18 protein-coding genes and 1 riboswitch are annotated in these 18641 nt (G+C 41.1%); of the genes, 11 read left to right on the forward strand and 7 right to left on the reverse strand.

Annotated elements, in window-relative coordinates; genetic code table 11:
- Positions 1-171: 171 nt before the first annotated feature.
- From K5Q22_RS01995 to K5Q22_RS02010, 4 genes are all read left to right on the forward strand, one after another.
- Positions 172-1332 (forward strand): efflux RND transporter periplasmic adaptor subunit, encoded by a 1161-nt coding sequence (locus K5Q22_RS01995; protein ID WP_205013289.1) that lies wholly within the window; start codon positions 172-174, stop codon positions 1330-1332.
- On the forward strand, positions 1313-2008 hold the full coding sequence (locus K5Q22_RS02000) for an ABC transporter ATP-binding protein (RefSeq protein WP_024406691.1): 696 nt from the start codon (positions 1313-1315) through the stop codon (positions 2006-2008). Before K5Q22_RS01995 ends, K5Q22_RS02000 begins: the two co-directional genes overlap by 20 nt.
- Positions 2009-3256, forward strand: coding sequence for an ABC transporter permease (locus K5Q22_RS02005; protein WP_044681089.1), 1248 nt, complete (start codon positions 2009-2011; stop codon positions 3254-3256).
- Between the two features lie 124 nt (positions 3257-3380).
- Entirely contained in the window at positions 3381-4445 is a 1065-nt protein-coding gene (locus K5Q22_RS02010; RefSeq protein WP_205013288.1) for an LLM class flavin-dependent oxidoreductase, read from the forward strand.
- A gap of 693 nt (positions 4446-5138) precedes the next feature.
- Here the strand turns inward: K5Q22_RS02010 and lysS are convergent.
- The 6 genes from lysS to K5Q22_RS02040 form a co-directional block, all read right to left on the reverse strand.
- The gene (lysS, locus tag K5Q22_RS02015) at positions 5139-6629 is read right to left on the reverse strand and encodes a lysine--tRNA ligase (protein ID WP_024380363.1); all 1491 of its coding nucleotides are present in this window, start codon (positions 6627-6629) and stop codon (positions 5139-5141) included.
- A 102-nt stretch (positions 6630-6731) separates the two neighbouring features.
- Positions 6732-7358 (reverse strand): histidine phosphatase family protein, encoded by a 627-nt coding sequence (locus K5Q22_RS02020; protein ID WP_205013287.1) that lies wholly within the window; start codon positions 7356-7358, stop codon positions 6732-6734.
- Between the two features lie 2 nt (positions 7359-7360).
- Positions 7361-7843 carry an aminoacyl-tRNA deacylase gene (locus tag K5Q22_RS02025; protein ID WP_205013286.1) on the reverse strand — a complete coding sequence of 161 codons (483 nt, stop codon included), beginning with the start codon at positions 7841-7843 and terminating at the stop codon, positions 7361-7363.
- Positions 7843-8685, reverse strand: coding sequence for a DUF368 domain-containing protein (locus K5Q22_RS02030; RefSeq protein ID WP_015646566.1), 843 nt, complete (start codon positions 8683-8685; stop codon positions 7843-7845). The genes K5Q22_RS02025 and K5Q22_RS02030 overlap by 1 nt, the downstream gene beginning before the upstream one ends.
- 102 nt (positions 8686-8787) lie before the next feature.
- Positions 8788-9336 carry an energy-coupled thiamine transporter ThiT gene (thiT, locus tag K5Q22_RS02035; RefSeq protein WP_205013285.1) on the reverse strand — a complete coding sequence of 183 codons (549 nt, stop codon included), beginning with the start codon at positions 9334-9336 and terminating at the stop codon, positions 8788-8790.
- 58 nt (positions 9337-9394) lie between these two features.
- Positions 9395-9490: riboswitch (TPP riboswitch) on the reverse strand.
- A gap of 23 nt (positions 9491-9513) precedes the next feature.
- Positions 9514-10368: a glycoside hydrolase family 25 protein gene (locus tag K5Q22_RS02040; RefSeq protein ID WP_024406698.1), complete on the reverse strand. Its 855-nt coding sequence runs from the start codon at positions 10366-10368 to the stop codon at positions 9514-9516.
- A 280-nt stretch (positions 10369-10648) separates the two neighbouring features.
- On the opposite strand from K5Q22_RS02040, the gene K5Q22_RS02045 reads away from it, so the two are divergent.
- From K5Q22_RS02045 to ppc, 4 genes are all read left to right on the forward strand, one after another.
- Entirely contained in the window at positions 10649-10984 is a 336-nt protein-coding gene (locus K5Q22_RS02045; protein ID WP_239514812.1) for a preprotein translocase YidC, read from the forward strand.
- Positions 10981-11346: a DUF4430 domain-containing protein gene (locus K5Q22_RS02050; RefSeq protein ID WP_024418011.1), complete on the forward strand. Its 366-nt coding sequence runs from the start codon at positions 10981-10983 to the stop codon at positions 11344-11346. Before K5Q22_RS02045 ends, K5Q22_RS02050 begins: the two co-directional genes overlap by 4 nt.
- 136 nt (positions 11347-11482) lie before the next feature.
- Positions 11483-12697, forward strand: coding sequence for a cell division peptidoglycan polymerase FtsW (ftsW, locus tag K5Q22_RS02055; protein WP_011922075.1), 1215 nt, complete (start codon positions 11483-11485; stop codon positions 12695-12697).
- 20 nt (positions 12698-12717) lie between these two features.
- Entirely contained in the window at positions 12718-15414 is a 2697-nt protein-coding gene (gene ppc / locus K5Q22_RS02060; RefSeq protein ID WP_205013283.1) for a phosphoenolpyruvate carboxylase, read from the forward strand.
- 79 nt (positions 15415-15493) lie between these two features.
- Here the strand turns inward: ppc and K5Q22_RS09695 are convergent, their stop codons facing one another.
- The gene (locus tag K5Q22_RS09695) at positions 15494-15628 is read right to left on the reverse strand and encodes a hypothetical protein (RefSeq protein WP_260619255.1); all 135 of its coding nucleotides are present in this window, start codon (positions 15626-15628) and stop codon (positions 15494-15496) included.
- A gap of 5 nt (positions 15629-15633) precedes the next feature.
- Here K5Q22_RS09695 and K5Q22_RS02065 point away from each other — a divergent pair, with 5 nt between their 5' ends.
- The 3 genes from K5Q22_RS02065 (at position 15634) to tuf (ending at position 18641) form a co-directional block, all read left to right on the forward strand.
- Positions 15634-16137, forward strand: coding sequence for an RNA polymerase sigma factor (locus tag K5Q22_RS02065; protein WP_205013282.1), 504 nt, complete (start codon positions 15634-15636; stop codon positions 16135-16137).
- Entirely contained in the window at positions 16118-17089 is a 972-nt protein-coding gene (locus K5Q22_RS02070) for an anti-sigma factor (protein ID WP_205013281.1), read from the forward strand. The genes K5Q22_RS02065 and K5Q22_RS02070 overlap by 20 nt, the downstream gene beginning before the upstream one ends.
- Before the next feature lie 355 nt (positions 17090-17444).
- The gene (gene tuf / locus K5Q22_RS02075) at positions 17445-18641 is read left to right on the forward strand and encodes an elongation factor Tu (protein ID WP_012775011.1); all 1197 of its coding nucleotides are present in this window, start codon (positions 17445-17447) and stop codon (positions 18639-18641) included.

Raw genomic sequence — 18641 nt, forward strand, 5'->3', positions numbered from 1 at the left:
TTTTTTTGTGTGTCAATCAAAAATCCGCTACGTTACCTTACAAAAATGTAAGTGGGAAAATTGCCGAACTTTTTATAAAATAGTTAGGAAAAAACTTGCATTTGTTCTTGTATTTGTGTATTATATAGACAACACAAAATAAGTATGTTTTATAAAGAAAAGGAGTTTGTTATGTTAAAGACAAAGAAAGCGAAAATTGCTTTGTTTGGCGGCCTTGGAGTAGTCGCAGTTGCCCTAGTAGGTGGGGCCTTGATTTTTAGCAATATGCTAACGTCGTCACCGTCTTCAGAAGAAGTAGCCATGAGTATGACCTATACTGTTGCTAAAGAGGGCTCGATTGCTTCCTCAACGCTACTTACAGGAACGATTACAGCAGCAGATGAGCAGTATGTTTACTATGATCCGTCTAAGGGAGATTTGAGTGAGGTTCTAGTTGCTCCAGGTACTCAGGTCGAAGTAGGCACCCCTTTGATTCGCTATGATGCTACAGAGTTGCAGTCTGCTTTGGATACTGCTGTTCGTGGTCGTGATAAGATTGGTCGCCAAATTGAAGACTTAAGAACCAATGGTCAAACTGTTCAAACAACTGGTGATGCAGAAACAGATGCTGCAGCAACTGCTACTGCACAACGTTCAGTAGATATGCAGTTGGCAGACTTGAATGATTCGTACGCAGATGCTCAAGCTGCGGTCGATAAAGCCTATACAGCCTTAACTGAAGCGACAGTAACTAGTACCGTTGCTGGTACAGTTGTTGAAGTGAATAAGGCTGTTTCTAAGAACTCTACATCTAGCCAGACAGTTGTACATATTGTAAACCAAGGTAGTTTGCAAGTAACAGGTAGTTTGACAGAATACGATTTGGCTAATATTGCAGTGGATCAAGAGGTCAAGCTGACTAGCAAGGTGTATCCTGATAAGACTTGGACAGGGAAAATTACCTATATTTCAAACTACCCATCTAGTGATCAAGCTGGTGCCGCAGCTACAACAGGAACTGGTGGTTCAGGTGCTAAATATCCATTTAAGGCAGCTCTAACTAGTGAATTAGGTGAGTTGAAGCAAGGATTTTCTGTAAATATTGAGGTTGTCAATACAAGTAAAAACATTTTAATTCCGGTGTCCGCAGTTGTTCCAGAAGAAGATAAAAACTATGTGTGGACCCTGGTTGATGGAAAAGCTAAGAAAGTGGAAGTCACTCTCGGAAACGCAGATGCTTTGAACCAGGAAGTGACTGCTGGCATAGCAGTAGGTGATAAGGTTATTACCATTCCGACTCCGGATCTCGAAGATGGCAAAGAGGTTGAAGCCAATGAAGAACCAGCTTATTAGATTAACGAATATCAATAAATCCTACAAAAATGGTGATCAAGAGCTCCGAGTTCTAAAGGATATTGATTTAGAGGTGGAAGAGGGAGAATTTCTTGCCATTATGGGACCTTCTGGTTCAGGTAAATCAACCCTTATGAACATCATCGGGCTTTTAGATCGTTCCAGTTCAGGAAACTATTGGTTAGAAGGTAAAGAGGTCAGTCAACTTTCTGAGAAAAAATTAGCTCAGGTTCGGAATGACCAAATCGGTTTCGTTTTCCAACAATTTTTCCTCTTATCGAAACTCAACGCCCTTCAAAATGTAGAATTACCCTTGATTTATGCTGGAGTTCCATCAAGCAAACGTAAGGAACTAGCTCAACAATATCTTGAAAAAGTTGAGTTGGCAGAGCGGATGACGCATTTACCATCGGAATTGTCTGGTGGTCAAAAACAACGGGTGGCTATTGCGCGTGCACTAGTCAATACTCCGGCTATTATTTTAGCGGATGAACCTACAGGTGCCCTAGATACCAAGACAGGCGAGCAGATTATGCAACTTCTGACGGAGTTGAATAATGAAGGAAAGACCATTATCATGGTTACACATGAGCCTGAGATTGCTGCTTACGCAAAACGAAAAATCGTCCTACGTGATGGAGTGATTACCGAAGATAGTCGAAGGGAGGGAGTTTAGATGGAAAATTGGAAATTCGCCCTCAAATCTATTATGGCTCATAAAATGAGGTCTCTTCTTACGATGTTAGGTATCATCATCGGTGTGGCTGCAGTTGTCATTATTGTCGCCATGGGTACAGGGATGTCCAAGAGTATAGAAAAGTCTCTAGCTGGCGATCAAAATAATGTTCAAGTTTACTTTACTGCCTTCTCCAGCTCAAGCACAGCCTTCGGTCCATTTGGAACAGTATCGACGGAAGAGCCAATCTTAGAAGAAGAGCCAGATTTGACGGATTCTACTTTAAAAGGATTGCTAGAGATTGATGGTGTATCGAGCTATTATTCCAGTATCAGTAACATGGCTGAAGTCAGCTCAGGCAATAAAAAAGCAGAGAATGTCACCATTACTGGTGTCAGTCAGAATTACTTTGCTGTGAAAGAATATGAAATTTTAGCTGGTCGTCAATTTACAGCTAACGATTATAGTCGTTTTTCACGTATGATTATGCTAGATACGGCACTAGCTGAGAAGTTGTTTGGTTCTATAGAGGACTCTCTCAATCAGACGATTAGTGTCAATAGCAATGCTTATCTCGTAATAGGGGTTTACAAAGATCCAAAAGCAGGGACAGCTATTTATGGAATGAATTCAGGTGGAAATGCCGTCATGACTAATACGCAGCTGGCTGCTGAAACAGGTATGAAAGAGAATTCTCAAATCTATGTCCATGTTGAAGATGTTACTCGGGCAACAGAAGTTGGTCAGGCCGCTGCAGATTACCTGACTAAAGCGACTGGATTGAAAGAAGCGAGATATGAGATTTATGATATGTCAGCCATGTTGGAGGAGTTTAAATCTCAAATGTCTGGTGTTACCTTGTTTATCGGTGCTGTTGCAGGTATCTCCTTGCTGGTGGGTGGTATCGGTGTCATGAATATCATGCTGGTATCAGTAACTGAGCGGACTCGTGAAATCGGCCTTCGAAAAGCGCTTGGAGCAACCCGAGGCAATATCTTGATGCAATTCTTGATAGAAGCCATGGTCTTGACCACTCTTGGTGGAGCAATCGGTCTCGCAATCGCCCAAACAATAGTCTTCTTGCTCAATGTGAGCAAGGCGATGGGAGAAAGAATAACTGCTGAAGTTTCAATTCCTGTTGTTCTGGGAAGTCTGGCTTTCTCAGCGGTAGTTGGTATTGTATTTGGTGTACTACCTGCTAACAAAGCATCTAAGCTTGATCCAATTGAAGCTTTGCGCTATGAATAATCTATTGAAACGATTAGGTTTTCCTAGTCGTTTTATTTTTTGAGCAAATCAATTGACTATATCACTAATTAGAGATAAAATGAACGCATCAATTAAGAAATAGTGATTTCAAAGGAGACACATCATGGTAGAATTAGGTATTTCAACATTTGGCGAAACAACTCCACTAGAAAAAACAGGGGAAACTTACAGCCACGACGAGCGGATTCGCCAGCTAGTCAAAGAAATCGAACTAGCTGATGCGGTGGGACTTGATGTTTATGGGATTGGGGAGCATCACCGAGAAGATTTTGCGGTTTCTGCACCTGAGATTGTGCTGGCAGCTGGTGCCGTCAATACCAAGCATATCAAACTAACATCAGCAGTTTCAATCCTTTCCTCCATGGACCCTGTGCGACTTTATCAGCAGTACACCACCATTGATGCTTTGTCAAATGGCAGAGCGGAAATCATGGCGGGTCGTGGTTCCTTTACGGAGTCATTCCCCTTGTTTGGCTATGATCTCCATGACTATGAAGAACTCTTTGATGAAAAGCTAGATATGCTTTTGGAAATTGACAAGGAAACAAATCTCAAGTGGGATGGGCATTTTACTCAGTCTGTCGATAATAAACCCGTCTATCCACGTCCTGTTCAGGAAGATTTTCCAATTTGGGTCGCAACTGGGGGCAATGTAGAATCCACCATCAAGATTGCTAAGAAAGGCTTGCCAATTGTTTATGCTGTCATTGGTGCAGGTGCCCATCGCTTTAAACCTTTAGTCGATGCTTATCGCAAGGTTGCCCGCAACTCAGGTCATGATCCAAAGAAAACGAAAGTTGCAGCCCATTCTTGGGGTTGGATTGCAGACGACCATGACAAGGCTGTGGAAGAATACTATCATCCAACCAAAGTAATTATGGACAATATCGCTAAAGACCGCCCACATTGGAGCGAGATGACCAAGGCGCAATATCTCTACTCCCTGACAGACGAAGGTGCAACCATCGTCGGAGATCCAAAACGAGTCGCTGAAAAAATTATTAAGACAATTGAAACACTTGACTTGGACCGTTTCTTCCTCCATCTCCCAATCGGCTCTATGCCACATGAAGATGTCCTCCGTGCTATCGAACTCTACGGAACAGAAGTCGCGCCAATTGTCCGAGATTATTTTGCTAAGAAAGAAGAGAATCAGTCCCAAGACTGATGAGATAAAAAGGAGGGACGTTATAATAGCCTCACTTCTCTAAAGTGGAGTCAACATCTCAGCGAAGTGGTTGATTGGCTTTAACAGTCCAGTGGACTATTAAAGGTTCCCCGAACCTTTGGAGCTATGCGGGGTGGGAGGTCAAACAGTCAGAGTAGTGACTGTTTGAGTGAGGAAATAAAACAAACGAAGTTTGTGTCAAAATAGTCTAGTGGAGTGAAACAGTTCGGGGAACTGTTTCAGCTGGTCACCTGAAAATAAGAAAGTGACCATAGAGGCTCGAACTACTGTTGGGAAGTGAGGGGAACTCTCTATGATTATTTGAGTTCTGTCCCACTCCCAATCCTAAATATTTTTTATAATCTCCTGAAAATCCTGACCAAGTGGGTGGGATTTTTTGCATGCAAAAACACTCTTGGAATTTCCAAGAGTGTTTTAAGTAACGGTGTTAAACAGTTTGTAGTTTTTATTTCATCATCGGGAGTGATAAGGTCTGGTAGACCTTGTCAGCCAATCGCCAAGAAACTAGAAAGGGATTGGAATATCCTAGTGAAGACAATACTAGAAGGTTACTGTTTCTTACTTCATTGTAGGGAGTGAAAAGGTCTAGTAGACCTTTTCAGCCAATCGCTAAGAAAACTGGAGAGCGATTGGTACATTCTAGTAAAAACAATACTAGCAAGCTACTCTTGCTTACTTCATAGTAGGGAATAGCAACACATCCCGAATGGTAGTGGTGTCTGTCAAGAGCATGCAGAGGCGGTCGATACCGATTCCGAGGCCGCCTGTTGGTGGCATACCGTATTCGAGGGCTTCGATGTAGTCGTAGTCAACGCCTGTCGCTTCGTCATCACCCAGTTCTTTAGCTTTGGCTTGGGCTTCGAAGCGTTCCAATTGGTCGATTGGGTCGTTCAATTCTGTAAAGGCGTTTCCGTATTCCTTGGTCATGATGAAGAGCTCGAAGCGGTCTGTGAAGCGTGGGTCTTCATCGTTTTTCTTAGCTAGTGGGGATACGGCTACTGGATGACCATAGACAAAGGTTGGTTGGATAAGAGTTGCTTCAACGTATTCTTCAAAGAAGCTGTTGATGATTTGACCAACTTCTGTATGGTGTTTTTCCACAGGGACCTTGTGCTCAGCTGCAAGGGCTTTTGCTTCCTCGAAGCTCATCTCTTGCCAGAAGTCCACGCCAGTTTGTTCCTTAATAGCATCAACCATGTGGATACGCTTGAATGGCTCATGGATAGCAATTTCAGTGCCCTGATAAGTCACTGGACCATCACCGACAACTGCCTTGGCAGTGTGCTGGATAATACCTTCGGTCAAGTCCATGATATCTTGATAGTCTGCATAAGCTTGGTAAACCTCAATGGAAGTGAACTCAGGGTTGTGAGTCGCATCCATACCTTCGTTACGGAAGATACGACCAATTTCATAAACGCGTTCCATACCGCCGACAATCAGGCGTTTGAGGTGGAGTTCTGTCGCGATACGAAGCACCATGTCAATGTTTTGGGCATTGTGGTGGGTAATGAATGGACGAGCTGCAGCACCACCAGCTTCGTTGTGAAGGACAGGTGTTTCCACTTCCAAGAAACCAAGTCCGTCAAGGTAACGGCGGATTTCTGAGATAATTTTTGAGCGGGTCACAAAGCGGTCAAAGCTCTCGCGGTTAGTAATCAAGTCCAAATAACGTTTGCGGTAGCGGGTCTCGATGTCTGTCAAACCGTGGAATTTTTCTGGCAATGGGCGGAGCGCTTTAGAAAGGTGAGTCAACTTGCGAGCATGGATAGACAACTCACCAACGTTTGTCTTGAAGACATCTCCCTCGACACCGATAAAGTCACCAAGGTCTGCTTTTTTGAAGATTTCATAATTTTCTTCGCCAACATCATCCTTACGAACGTAGATCTGAATCTGGCCTTCGCGGTCTTGAATGTGAGCAAAACCTGCCTTACCCTTACCACGCTTGGTCATAATACGGCCTGCAATGATAGCTGTTTGCCCTAATTCTTCCAAGTCTTCTTTTGATTTGTCTTCGTACTGGGCCTTCAATTCAGCTGAGTTGGCAGAACGCTCAAAACGTTTTCCAAATGGGTCAATGCCCTGTTCGGCAAGAGCCGTCATTTTCTCACGACGGACAATCTGTTGGTCATTTAATTCTTCAAAATGTTCAGTTGACATAAAAATTTTATTCCTCCAAAGTCTGTTATTTCTATTTTATCATAGAAGAGAGAAAAAATCAGTATAAATTGCTAATAGGATAGGAAAAAACAGCAGAAAATTCTACTGTTTTGCTTTATAGCTGGTATCATTCCAAGCTAATTCTGTAAAGTTTTCGAAATCGCTTGTTTCTAAAATAGTAACCGATGCATTATCCAAACCACCTCGGTGACGCAGTTGGGCTGGTGGAAAACCAAGCAGGCGATGGATAGAAGCGGTTAGAAAGGCACCATGGCTGACGATGAGGACTGTTTCCAGGTTTTCTTCTTGAAGAGACTGGATAAAATCGACCATTCTCTGTGTGACCTGATGGACAGATTCGGCATCAAAGACATCGTGTTTAAATCGTGCTAGATTATGTTTGAGTGCCCAGGCTTGTTTGGGGTAGATGGCACGAAAAATTGCCATCTTGCTTCCTTCTAGCGTCCCAAAATTCCATTCACGTAGTTGTGGCGTGGTTAGAACGGTTTGGCAATGGTGATTGGCTTTGGCAATTTCTACGGCAGTTCTATGTGCGCGCTGCAAATCACTAGAATAAATAGCATCAAAGGGGATTTCAGCAAGGTATTTGCCCAGTTTTTCTAAATCCTGATAAGATTCAGGCAAGAGAGCTGAATCTCCAGAATAGCCTTGAAAGCGTCCCTCCAAATTCCATTCGGTCTTACCGTGACGGACAAAGTAGATTTTCAAGTCTAGTCCCTCCCCTCGATCAAATCGGCAAAGTTAGCTTTTACAAAATCAGCTAATACCTGGCTATCAATTTTAATCGACCGACCAATTTCACCAGCAGAGACAATCAAGTGACCGAGTTCAAGGGCAGACTGATCAATGTAGATTGGGAAATTATGCTTCTGACGAATGCCCACGGGATTGTTGGCACCGTGGACGTAGCCAGTTGTCTTTTCCAAGGCCTTTTGCGGAATCATGCTCACTTTTTTATTGCCAGAGATCTTGGCTAATTTTTTCTCAGACAGGTGTTCTGTGATTGGGACAATGCCGATAATTGGTCCAGTTTTATCTCCAGTTAATGCCAGTGTTTTGTAAATTTCGTGTTCTTCAATTCCTGGTGGAAGTTGACCTTCTAAGGCATTTAAAACAAGGCTATCATGATCGATCTTAGCCTTGTCTAATATTTGGTCCACCAAGGTTTTCTTAATCTTAACCTTTTTAGCCATTATTTATATTTTTCCTCAAGTTTACTCATCCAAAGCCCTAACCATGCGCCTAGTATAAATAGGACAATAGCAGCAATCCATGTAACAAAGTTCGCTCCAGCATAGGAAATTGATTCTTTATTACTTGCTTGTGGAATCAAAATTAGGAGAGTAGAAGATGAGACGATACCAATAATAAAGTGATAAACACGTGAATGGTATACTTTCAGAGCGTGGTCCATTGCTTTTGAAAATGCAACCATTGCAAGAACGCCACCGATTGCGATTGGTAGGAAGGTACCGAATAGATCAAGTGATTTGAAACCATTTAGCATTGGTGTGTAGATACCCAAAATCAATAGTAAGTTTGAAGGGCTGAGTCCAGGAACAAGTACCCCTAAAGCAATCAAGGCACCTGCCAATACAAAACTAGCAAAAGTAGCTGGAAGAGTTCCTACAAGATCGCTTAAATTGTAAAGTAGGAGACCAGAAATGATGAATGTACCAATCAACCAAGCCAAATCAATGCTATCTCGTTTGCTCTTTTGAGTTGATTCTTTAAGCAGGCTAGGGATAGTTCCTACGATTGCTCCCGCAAAGGCCCACAAAACTGGGACTTGGAAATGTTGCAAGAGATACTCAACTGGAAATGAAAAGAGTGCGATTCCCAAAATTCCACCGATTCCTACAGGAACAAAATAAAGAAAGTTTTCCTTGAAATCTTTTCGAATATTTGCTAAAAATCCAATTAGTCGCTCATAAATTCCGAGGATAGCAGCGAGTACTCCCCCAGAGACACCAGGTAAGATAAAGCCGAGTGCGATAATCATACCTTTAATAATTCTTGAAATCCAAGAAGCCATAATTTCCTCCAAAATGTATTATAACGCTCCTATTATAGCATAAAGCAAGTAAAAATAATTAAAAAGACTGCCTGTTAGATAAAATCCAGCAGGCAGTTTTGATTAAAGATTGTAAAAAACTGGTCTTGCTCTATAGAGTAAAATGAGCAGAATAGAGGCAATTGCAGTGGAAGGAAGAATATAGCTGATATTGTAGGTAAAGGAATAGAACCAGACAGGCATACCATCTGGGGCGTAGTCTGCGTAGAAAATAATTCCTGATAAGAAGGTGGCTATCAATCGGATGCTTCCTCCTAGAAAACTAGCCAGAGTAATGATGAGAGTAGCATTTTTAAGATCTTTTTGTTTGGATAGGGTGGGGGCCACTAAACCTGCTAAACCAATTCCGGCGTAAGAAAGTGTGTAGTCAAGAAAAACTTGAAAAAAGTTTAGGAAGTAGCCACCGTAGAAAAGTTGAATAGTTCCGACAATACTACCAGTAAGAACCCCTACCCCTAGTCCATGGCGTAGAGCAAGCAGTAAGATTGGAAGCATGACTAAAGACACGGATCCACCTTGGGGCATTGTAAAGAGCGGGATTTTGTCAAAGACGAGGGCAATTGCAGAAAAGATAGCGATTTCGGCTAGGATGGGTAATTTTGATGTGGACATAAAAAGACTCCTCTGTAGATGGTCAACAAAGGAGTCTTTATAGCAGAGTATAGTATCATTCTATAAAGCACACAATTCCTACGCTAGTTTTAACTAGATCAGGTTCGAGGATTTCGCAGTTGCGATCTCAGCCGAAGCACTCCTTTGTGTATATGTAATTAGTAAAATAGTATCATTTTATTCGGGTGTTGTAAATAGTTTCTGATAAACTTCGTTAGGATCTTTGAGTGTAGTAATGAGATTTAAATCCAAATGGTGTTCAAATCCGTTGACATACCCACGTGATGTGTATTGGTGAAGATCGTAATCCAAATCAGTATTTGGAGCGGCATTGTAGTAGCCAGAATCATCACCATATGTAGGAATCCAGACTGCATCGAATTTATCCACATTGATGCTGTGGTCTTCCATGAAATAGGTTCCAACGTAAATTCCAATGTTTTTAGCACCGAGAGTTTCTAACTCTTTTCGAAAAGCCTCCACTCCAGCATTCATATCATCCATGGTATATTCTTCAACGTCTAACCAATAGAAGGTCGGCTTGTATTTATTTGCGGCCTTATAAAAGCTTCGAGCTTCCTCCTGCATGCTCTCAATACTATTTCCCGTGACATAGGCATAGACAGCAACAGGGATATTTCTTGCTTGGAATTCTTTAATATGGGTATCAAAGGATTTATCTAACCCGTTTTTATCAGTCGCTGTATTTTCGTTTTTAGTGTGTGATCCACTTTGAATACGAACGATTGCGCCAGAAATATTTTTGCTAAGGGTATCGTAGTCAATTTCAGAAGGTCTCTGCCAAGCAGAAACGTCGACGATAGGTTTCATTTCGAGCGCATTTGCAATGTAATAACTTGAGCTAGAATTTGTTGGTTTAGAACTTGTACTGGTGTTTGATTGTGTGACTGCGGGTTCGTTAGCTACCTCCGTCTTATTTACAGTATTTCCAGTCACCCCAGTGATGAAAATAAGAGCAAAGAAGGATAGGAAAAAACCAACAACAATCATCGGATTTAGTTTCTTTCTCATCTCCTCAATTCTACCGTAAAATCATGAAAAAATCAAAAAAATACGATTCAAGAAATAGTAAAAGATTATCTGAACTTGACATAATAAAGGGAATAAGGTAGGCTAAATTGGTATGCATGACAAAAGTGAAAAAGTAAGATGTGTTAGTCAGCTAGTTGTTCTGTCCTCTTTGACGATTGTTTTAAGGGTGGTTTTTGGGCCGTTTCCCAATATAAAGCCTCTTACGGCTATTTTCCTCATTGTTCTGTCCTATTTCAGTTTGCTGGAGAGCTGGACATTGATGATACTAGCGATGGTAGGGAGTGGCTTGCTTTTTGGATTTGGAACAGTTGTTTTGTGGCAAGTTCTTAGTTTTGCTTTCATCCAATTTATATGGTGGTTGGCAATTGGTCCTTCTATCAAAAAAGAGAGCATTCCCTTGTGGCTACAGAGTCTTCTGGCGGGGATTCTTGTCTTTTTGTATGGGCTAACGATAAGTTTTTTATCTGCTACACAGTTTGGGATTTCCCCTATCGTCTTCTGGCTTAATGGTCTAGTCTTTGATAGTTTACACGCTGCTTCAACAGTTTTGTTTTATCCAATTATTGATTATATTTTTAGGAGATTTTATAAATGAAAAAAATTAGTATTATGTTGACGGTTGTCTTCTCGCTCTTCTTGGCTGCTTGTACAAACACTACTGAGAAACAGAGCAACTCGGCTATTGAAGTCACTTTGCAGATTACAACCAAGGACAAAGAGAATCGTCAGGAAGTTACTGCGGAAGAAGGTGATAGTGTCATGGATGTACTTAAAGAACATCATGACATTGTAGAAGACAATGGTTTGATAACAGAAATTGATGGTGTTAGCCAAGATGCGAGTACCAATACATACTGGATGTATAAAGTTAATGGCCAAATGGCTGATAAAGGGGCGAAAGACCTTACAGTTGCGAATGGGGATGAAATTGAATTTTATCTTGAAACATTTGAATAGATATGAAAGGCTTCGGCCTTTTTCTTGTTGACAAAAGTTAGTTCCGAATGTTTGCAGAGCAACTTAGAAAGTGATAAGTATTTTTATACAAAGTATGCTATAATAAGAGCTATACTCGAAGAAGGTTGGATAAGCAATGAAGATTGACAAACGCCAGTTGTTGAATTACTCCATACTGATTCCCTATCTCATCTTATCGGTGATTGGGTTGGTCATGGTCTATTCGACAACCAGTGCTACGCAAATTATTAATGGTGGAAATCCATTTAGAACAGTGATTAACCAGGCAGGATTCTGGATTGTCAGCTTGGTAGCAATCTATACGATTTATCGTATGAAATTAAGTTTTTTACGCAAGAAAGCCGTTATCTATTCGGTTATTTTGGTAGAAGTATTTCTGTTAGCTATTTCTCGGTTGTTTCCTCCGATTAACGGGGCTCATGGCTGGATTCCTCTGCCGATCGCAGGAACCTTGCAGCCGGCAGAATATTTGAAATTAATTATCATTTGGTATCTGGCACATGAGTTTGCAAAACAACAGGCGGATATTCGGACTTATGACTATGTATCGTTGATTAAAGGAAGTTGGATTCCGAAAGAGTTTACAGATTGGCGGGTGGTCAGTCTGCTCCTCCTTGGTCTAGTTGCGACACTGCCAGACTTGGGGAATGCGACGATTATTGTGCTGATTATGGTCGTGATGATCAGTGTGAGTGGGATTGCCTATCGCTGGTTTTCAACAGCGGTTTTGGGAATTGTGGCCGCCTCAACAGTTATTCTAGGAACGATTCGTATTTTGGGTGTAGAAACGGTGGAAAAAATTCCGCTCTTTGGTTATATTGCTCGTCGTTTTGCGGCCTATTTTGATCCATTTGGTAATGCCACCAACTCAGGTCTTCAATTGACTCATTCTTACTATGCGATGAGTAACGGTGGATGGCTTGGACGTGGCTTGGGAAATTCGATTGAGAAAAAGGGGTATCTACCAGAGGCCCACACCGACTTTGCGTTTTCGATTGTCATTGAAGAACTCGGTTTTGTCGGAGCTAGTTTAATTCTAGCCTTATTGTTCTTTTTGATTATTCGAATTATTATTGTAGGCGTCCGTGCTCGTAGTCCATTTAATGCGATGATGGCACTTGGAATGGCAGGTATGCTTCTGATTCAAACATTTGTCAATATCGGAGGAATTTCAGGAATTATTCCTGCAACGGGGGTAACTTTCCCCTTCTTGTCACAGGGGGGATCGAGTCTTTTGATTATTTCCATCGGGATAGGGTTTGTTCTGAATATTGATGCTAGTGAAAAACGTCGATTAATTGAAGAAGAAATAGAGCGTACGCTAATTTAGAGATAGGAAAGAGGTAGGAGATGGCTATTCAAAAATTAGAAAACTATAACAACAAGGAAGCAATCCGTGAAGAAGTAACGATTCTAACATCTATTTTGGAAGAAGTAGCAGCTCAAATGATGCCTGCAGAGACTTTTGCTAAAATTGTAGAATTATCTCAATTGTCTCGTCAGGATGATTATCAGGCATTGATTGCTATTATCAGTCAGTTGAATAATGATGAACTAGCAGTTATTTCTAGATACTTTGCTGTTTTGCCACTTTTGATTAATATATCAGAAGATGTTGACTTGGCCTATGAAATCAACCATCAAAACAATATTGATCAAGACTATCTTGGCAAGATTTCAACAACAATTGATATGGTTTCCAAACAAGAAAATGCAGCTGAAATCCTTGAAAAGTTGAATGTTGTTCCAGTCTTGACAGCCCATCCTACTCAGGTTCAACGCCAGTCTATGCTTGATTTAACCAAGCATATTCATGAGTTGCTTCGTCGTTATCGCGATGTAAAATTGGGCTTGCTCAATAAAAACAAATGGGAAGATGAGCTCCGTTGTTACATTGAAATTATCATGCAGACGGATATGATTCGTGAGAAGAAGTTGAAGGTAACCAACGAAATCACAAACGTTATGGAGTATTACAATTCTTCCTTTATTAAGGCTGTCACTAAGTTGCAGCGGGAATACAAACGTTTGGCCGCTGAGAAAGGAATCGCCTTAAATAACCCTCGTCCAATTACAATGGGGATGTGGATCGGGGGAGACCGTGATGGGAATCCATTTGTTACTGCGGAGACCTTGAAGCTGTCAGCCTTGACTCAGTGTGAAGTCATTATGAATTATTACGATGAGCAACTCTATAAACTCTATCGGAATTTTTCGCTCTCAACTTCCATTGTGAATGTATCTACAGCGGTTAAGATGCTGGCGGATTTATCTGAAGATAGTTCTGTCTACCGTGAAAATGAGCCTTATCGTCGTGCTTTTCACTATATTCAGATGAAACTTGCAAATACAAGAGATTATCTAGTTCACAATAAGCCGTCAGATGTTCGCTATAGTAATGTAGCCGAGTTTAAAGCTGATTTATTAGCCATCAAACAATCTTTGATTGAAAATAAATCTATGGCGCTATTGAAAGGTGATTTTACAGAATTACTTGAAGCGGTTGAAGCGTTTGGTTTCTACCTAGCTAGTATCGATATGCGCCAAGACTCTTCTATTCATGAAGCAAGTGTTGCGGAATTATTGGCTTCTGCCCGTATCGTAGAAGACTACTCCCGTTTATCTGAGGAAGCTAAATGCCATGTTCTTTTGAAACAGTTGGAAACTGATCCACGCATTCTTTCTGCAACGCACATGCCAAAGTCAGAACAATTAGAAAAAGAATTGGCTATCTTTGCTGCTGCGCGTGAATTGAAAGATAAGCTAGGTGAAGAAATCATCAAGCAACATATTATTTCACACTCGGAGAGTGTTTCTGATTTGCTGGAATTAGCTGTCCTATTAAAAGAAGTTGGTCTAGTAGATGTCGATAAGGCCCGTGTTCAGATTGTTCCACTTTTTGAGACAATTGAGGACTTAGATAATGCACCTGATACCATGCGTCAATATCTGCAATTAGATTTAGCGAAACGTTGGATTGCAGGCAATAAATACTACCAAGAAATCATGCTTGGGTACTCAGATTCCAACAAGGATGGTGGCTACCTATCCTCCGGCTGGACACTCTACAAAGCACAGAATGAATTGACGCAAATTGGTCAAGACTACGGAGTAAACATCACCTTCTTCCACGGTCGTGGTGGTACTGTTGGTCGTGGTGGTGGTCCTTCCTACGATGCGATTACATCTCAGCCATTTGGTTCCATCAAGGACCGACTTCGTTTGACAGAACAAGGCGAAGTGATAGGCAATAAATACGGTAACAAAGACGCAGCCTACTATAATTTAGAAATGCTGGTATCTGCAACGCTTGACCGTATGGTCACACAAATGATTACCGATCCAAATGAAATCGATGGCTATCGCGAAACCATGGATGAAATTGTATCAGATAGCTATCGTATTTATAGAGATCTTGTGTTCAATAATCCACATTTTTATGATTATTTCTTTGCCGCTAGTCCAATTCGTGAAGTATCAAGTCTGAACATTGGCTCACGTCCAGCGGCTCGAAAAACCATCACAGAAATCGGTGGTTTGCGTGCGATTCCATGGGTATTCTCCTGGTCACAAAACCGTGTTATGTTGCCAGGTTGGTATGGAGTTGGTTCAAGTTTCAAACGCTTTATTGATAAGCACCCTGATAATTTGTCTAAGTTACAAAAAATGTACGAATCCTGGCCATTCTTCCGTTCACTTCTATCAAACGTGGATATGGTATTGTCTAAATCCAATATGAATATCGCATTTGAATATGCTAAAATGTGTGAAAGCGAAGAGGTACGAAATATCTTCCATCTTATTTTAGATGAATGGCAGTTGACCAAAGAAATCATTTTATCAATCGAGCAAAATGATGAGCTTTTAGCAGAACTACCGTTCCTAAAAGCCAGTCTTGATTATCGCATGCCTTATTTCAATGTGCTCAACTATATTCAGATTGAATTAATTCATCGTCTTCGTCGTGGAGAATTGAGCAAAGAACAAGAGAATCTCATTCATATTACCATCAATGGTGTGGCGACAGGTTTGCGCAACTCAGGTTAATAGGCATAAAACAACTTCTTCGGAGGTTGTTTTTTTCTATTCTAAAAATATATAATAATTATAAGAAAGCGTAACCAAATTATCCCTTATTTATTTTATCAGTGAAAGGAGGAGATAATACTCTTCGAAAATCAAAATTATCCGTTGTCAACTTGCCTTGATGAACTCCAGTTCTATCTTCGGCTTCGTTTCCTAGGCTACTTTTGATTTTCATTGAGTATGAGTACCAAACTGGATCAATATGAAAAAGAAATTATTGGTATTGCAGAGGAGATTTCCTACTATCTGCAAAAATCAGGAGCCAGCCCAGCTGACAGTCAGGATATTGCCCAAGATGTTCTAGTCAAATTGCTTGAATCTGATATTGTCCTTCCTTTCGAAAAACTACGAGCTTGGCTTTACCGTTCTGCAGTTCGGGCCTACATTGACAAATACAGGCGAGACAAATGCTACCATGAAATTTTACAAAAGGATTTTTTTAGACCTGAAAATTTTTTGGTCTATGACCAAGAAGGCTATGAGGAACTCTATCAAGCGGTGGAAGGTTTGCCCAGTAAGTACCAGCAGGTGATTGACCTCTATTATTTCCAAGATATGAGTATCAAGGAGATTGCGCATATTTTAGGTGCTGGTCAAAGTTGGGTGAAAATCAGCCTTTACCGAGGACGCAAACAGTTAAGGAAAGCATTAGAAGAGAGAGGATATGACTATGAAGACTTTTGAAGAAGTGACAAAAAAGAGTAAGCGGAAGAATTTATGGAAGACAATAGGGCTATCATCGCTCATCGGTTTTATCTTATTATTGATTGGCGTTCAAACCGTAAAAATAATTGTCGGTGCACGAGAAGGTCGTGAGGTGTGGGAACAAACGATGCTAATGGAAATCGCCTATCCAAATATAAATCATGATGGCATTAAAATCCAAAGCACAAGTTATGTTTCTGGAAAGCTCTACTTCGATTTGTACAAGGATTTAGACGGTGTCCCAATGGCTTTTGGTCAGCATGAAATTTACTATGACCTGTTTGATAGTCATTATGACTTTGCCCAGCATATACCTGGGAATACCCTCAAATACCTATATGATCATACAACCAATACCAAGGTACCTGTTTTTTACAATAAGAATCAGATCGTGTGGAGTGAGTCAGAGATTGCTAAAGAATTGCCTTATCTAAGAGAAATGAGCGGTCAACTAGTAGAAGTGGCTATTTCCTTTGATAAGAAGTACAGCTTGGCAAAAATCAAGGAGATGATTCCTAGCAACCTCAAGCAAAATTGGTATTGGATAGGGACAGAAGGGAAACAAAATACCTATCACTATCGTCCAGAGCAGCTTTTGGGGTTAGATCCAGAGGATATTCAACTGGTCTTTTCGGATATGCCTGGAGACTATATGTCAGGTATGGACTATATGAAAGAGTTCTTAGAATCGGGAGATCAGAAACGAGCGCAGTATTTGGACATACCTGTGGATGACTTGCAAGCCTTTGTCGATAAGTTTGGTAACACCGACTTTACCAAACAAGAAGAGATTGATCAGTTGGAGTTCGCAGGCATTATCCTAACAGGAAAAGCAGAAGACTTTGCTCAGTTGGAAGGCAAGGACTGGATTTATTCTTCTAGTATTGGCGCGTCCATTCCTATTCAGCCTTATTATCAACTGCATCATTAAGTGAAAATAGTCAATATATTTTCAACACCTATAGCAAGAGGCTTGCCAGGGAGTCGTAGGATGACTGAACGGAGAAAGGTCTGTTGCAGTAGTCTCGTATTTGTGGCACCTTGTAGCTATGGTAACATCAATATTCCTACGGAAGTGAGGTGTTTTTAGTTGAGTAATAGGTTAAAATGGGATGATAAAAAAGGTTATGAGCGAAGCTAATAGCCCTTGCAGAACATGGATAAAATAAAAAACGATAGAAAATGCTTGCAATTCTGCTACAATTTGATAGAATAGTAAGGTAAAGTTAGACTGTATTGCCTACTGTCTATCTATAAAATATATTTTATTGGAGGCTTTTACCAAAATGGCAAAAGAAAAATACGATCGTAGTAAACCACACGTTAACATTGGTACAATTGGACACGTTGACCACGGTAAAACTACTTTGACAGCAGCTATCACAACTGTATTGGCACGTCGCTTGCCTTCATCAGTTAACCAACCTAAAGACTATGCGTCTATCGATGCTGCTCCAGAAGAGCGCGAGCGCGGTATCACTATCAACACTGCACACGTTGAGTACGAAACTGAAAAACGTCACTATGCTCACATCGACGCTCCAGGACACGCGGACTACGTTAAAAACATGATCACTGGTGCTGCTCAGATGGATGGTGCGATCCTTGTAGTAGCTTCAACTGACGGTCCAATGCCACAAACTCGTGAGCACATCCTTCTTTCACGTCAGGTTGGTGTTAAACACCTTATCGTCTTCATGAACAAAGTTGACTTGGTTGACGATGAAGAATTGCTTGAGTTGGTTGAAATGGAAATCCGCGACCTTCTTTCAGAATACGATTTCCCAGGTGATGATCTTCCAGTTATCCAAGGTTCAGCTCTTAAAGCTCTTGAAGGTGACTCTAAGTACGAAGACATCGTTATGGAATTGATGAACACAGTTGATGAGTACATTCCAGAACCAGAACGCGACACTGACAAACCATTGTTGCTTCCAGTCGAGGACGTATTCTCAATCACTGGTCGTGGTACTGTAGCTTCAGGACGTATCGACCGTGGTACTGTTCGTGTCAACGACGAAATCGAAATCGTTGGTCTTCAAGAAGAAAAATCTAAAGCAGTTGTTACTGGTGTTGAAATGTTCCGTAAACAACTTGACGAAGGTCTTGCTGGCGATAACGTTGGTGTGCTTCTTCGTGGTGTACAACGTGATGAAATCGAACGTGGTCAAGTTATCTCTAAACCAGGTTCTATCAACCCACACACTAAATTCAAAGGTGAAGTTTACATCCTTACTAAAGAAGAAGGTGGACGTCACACTCCATTCTTCGACAACTACCGTCCACAGTTCTACTTCCGTACAACTGACGTAACTGGTTCAATCAAATTGCCAGAAGGTACTGAAATGGTAATGCCTGGTGATAACGTTACTATCGACGTTGAATTGATCCACCCAATCGCCGTTGAACAAGGTACTACTTTCTCTATCCGTGAAGGTGGACGTACTGTTGGTTCAGGTATGGTTACAGAAATCGAAGCTTAA

It is taken from the genome of Streptococcus sp. 2018162 (assembly GCF_019754175.1).
In the GTDB taxonomy this organism is placed as follows: domain Bacteria; phylum Bacillota; class Bacilli; order Lactobacillales; family Streptococcaceae; genus Streptococcus; species Streptococcus hashimotonensis.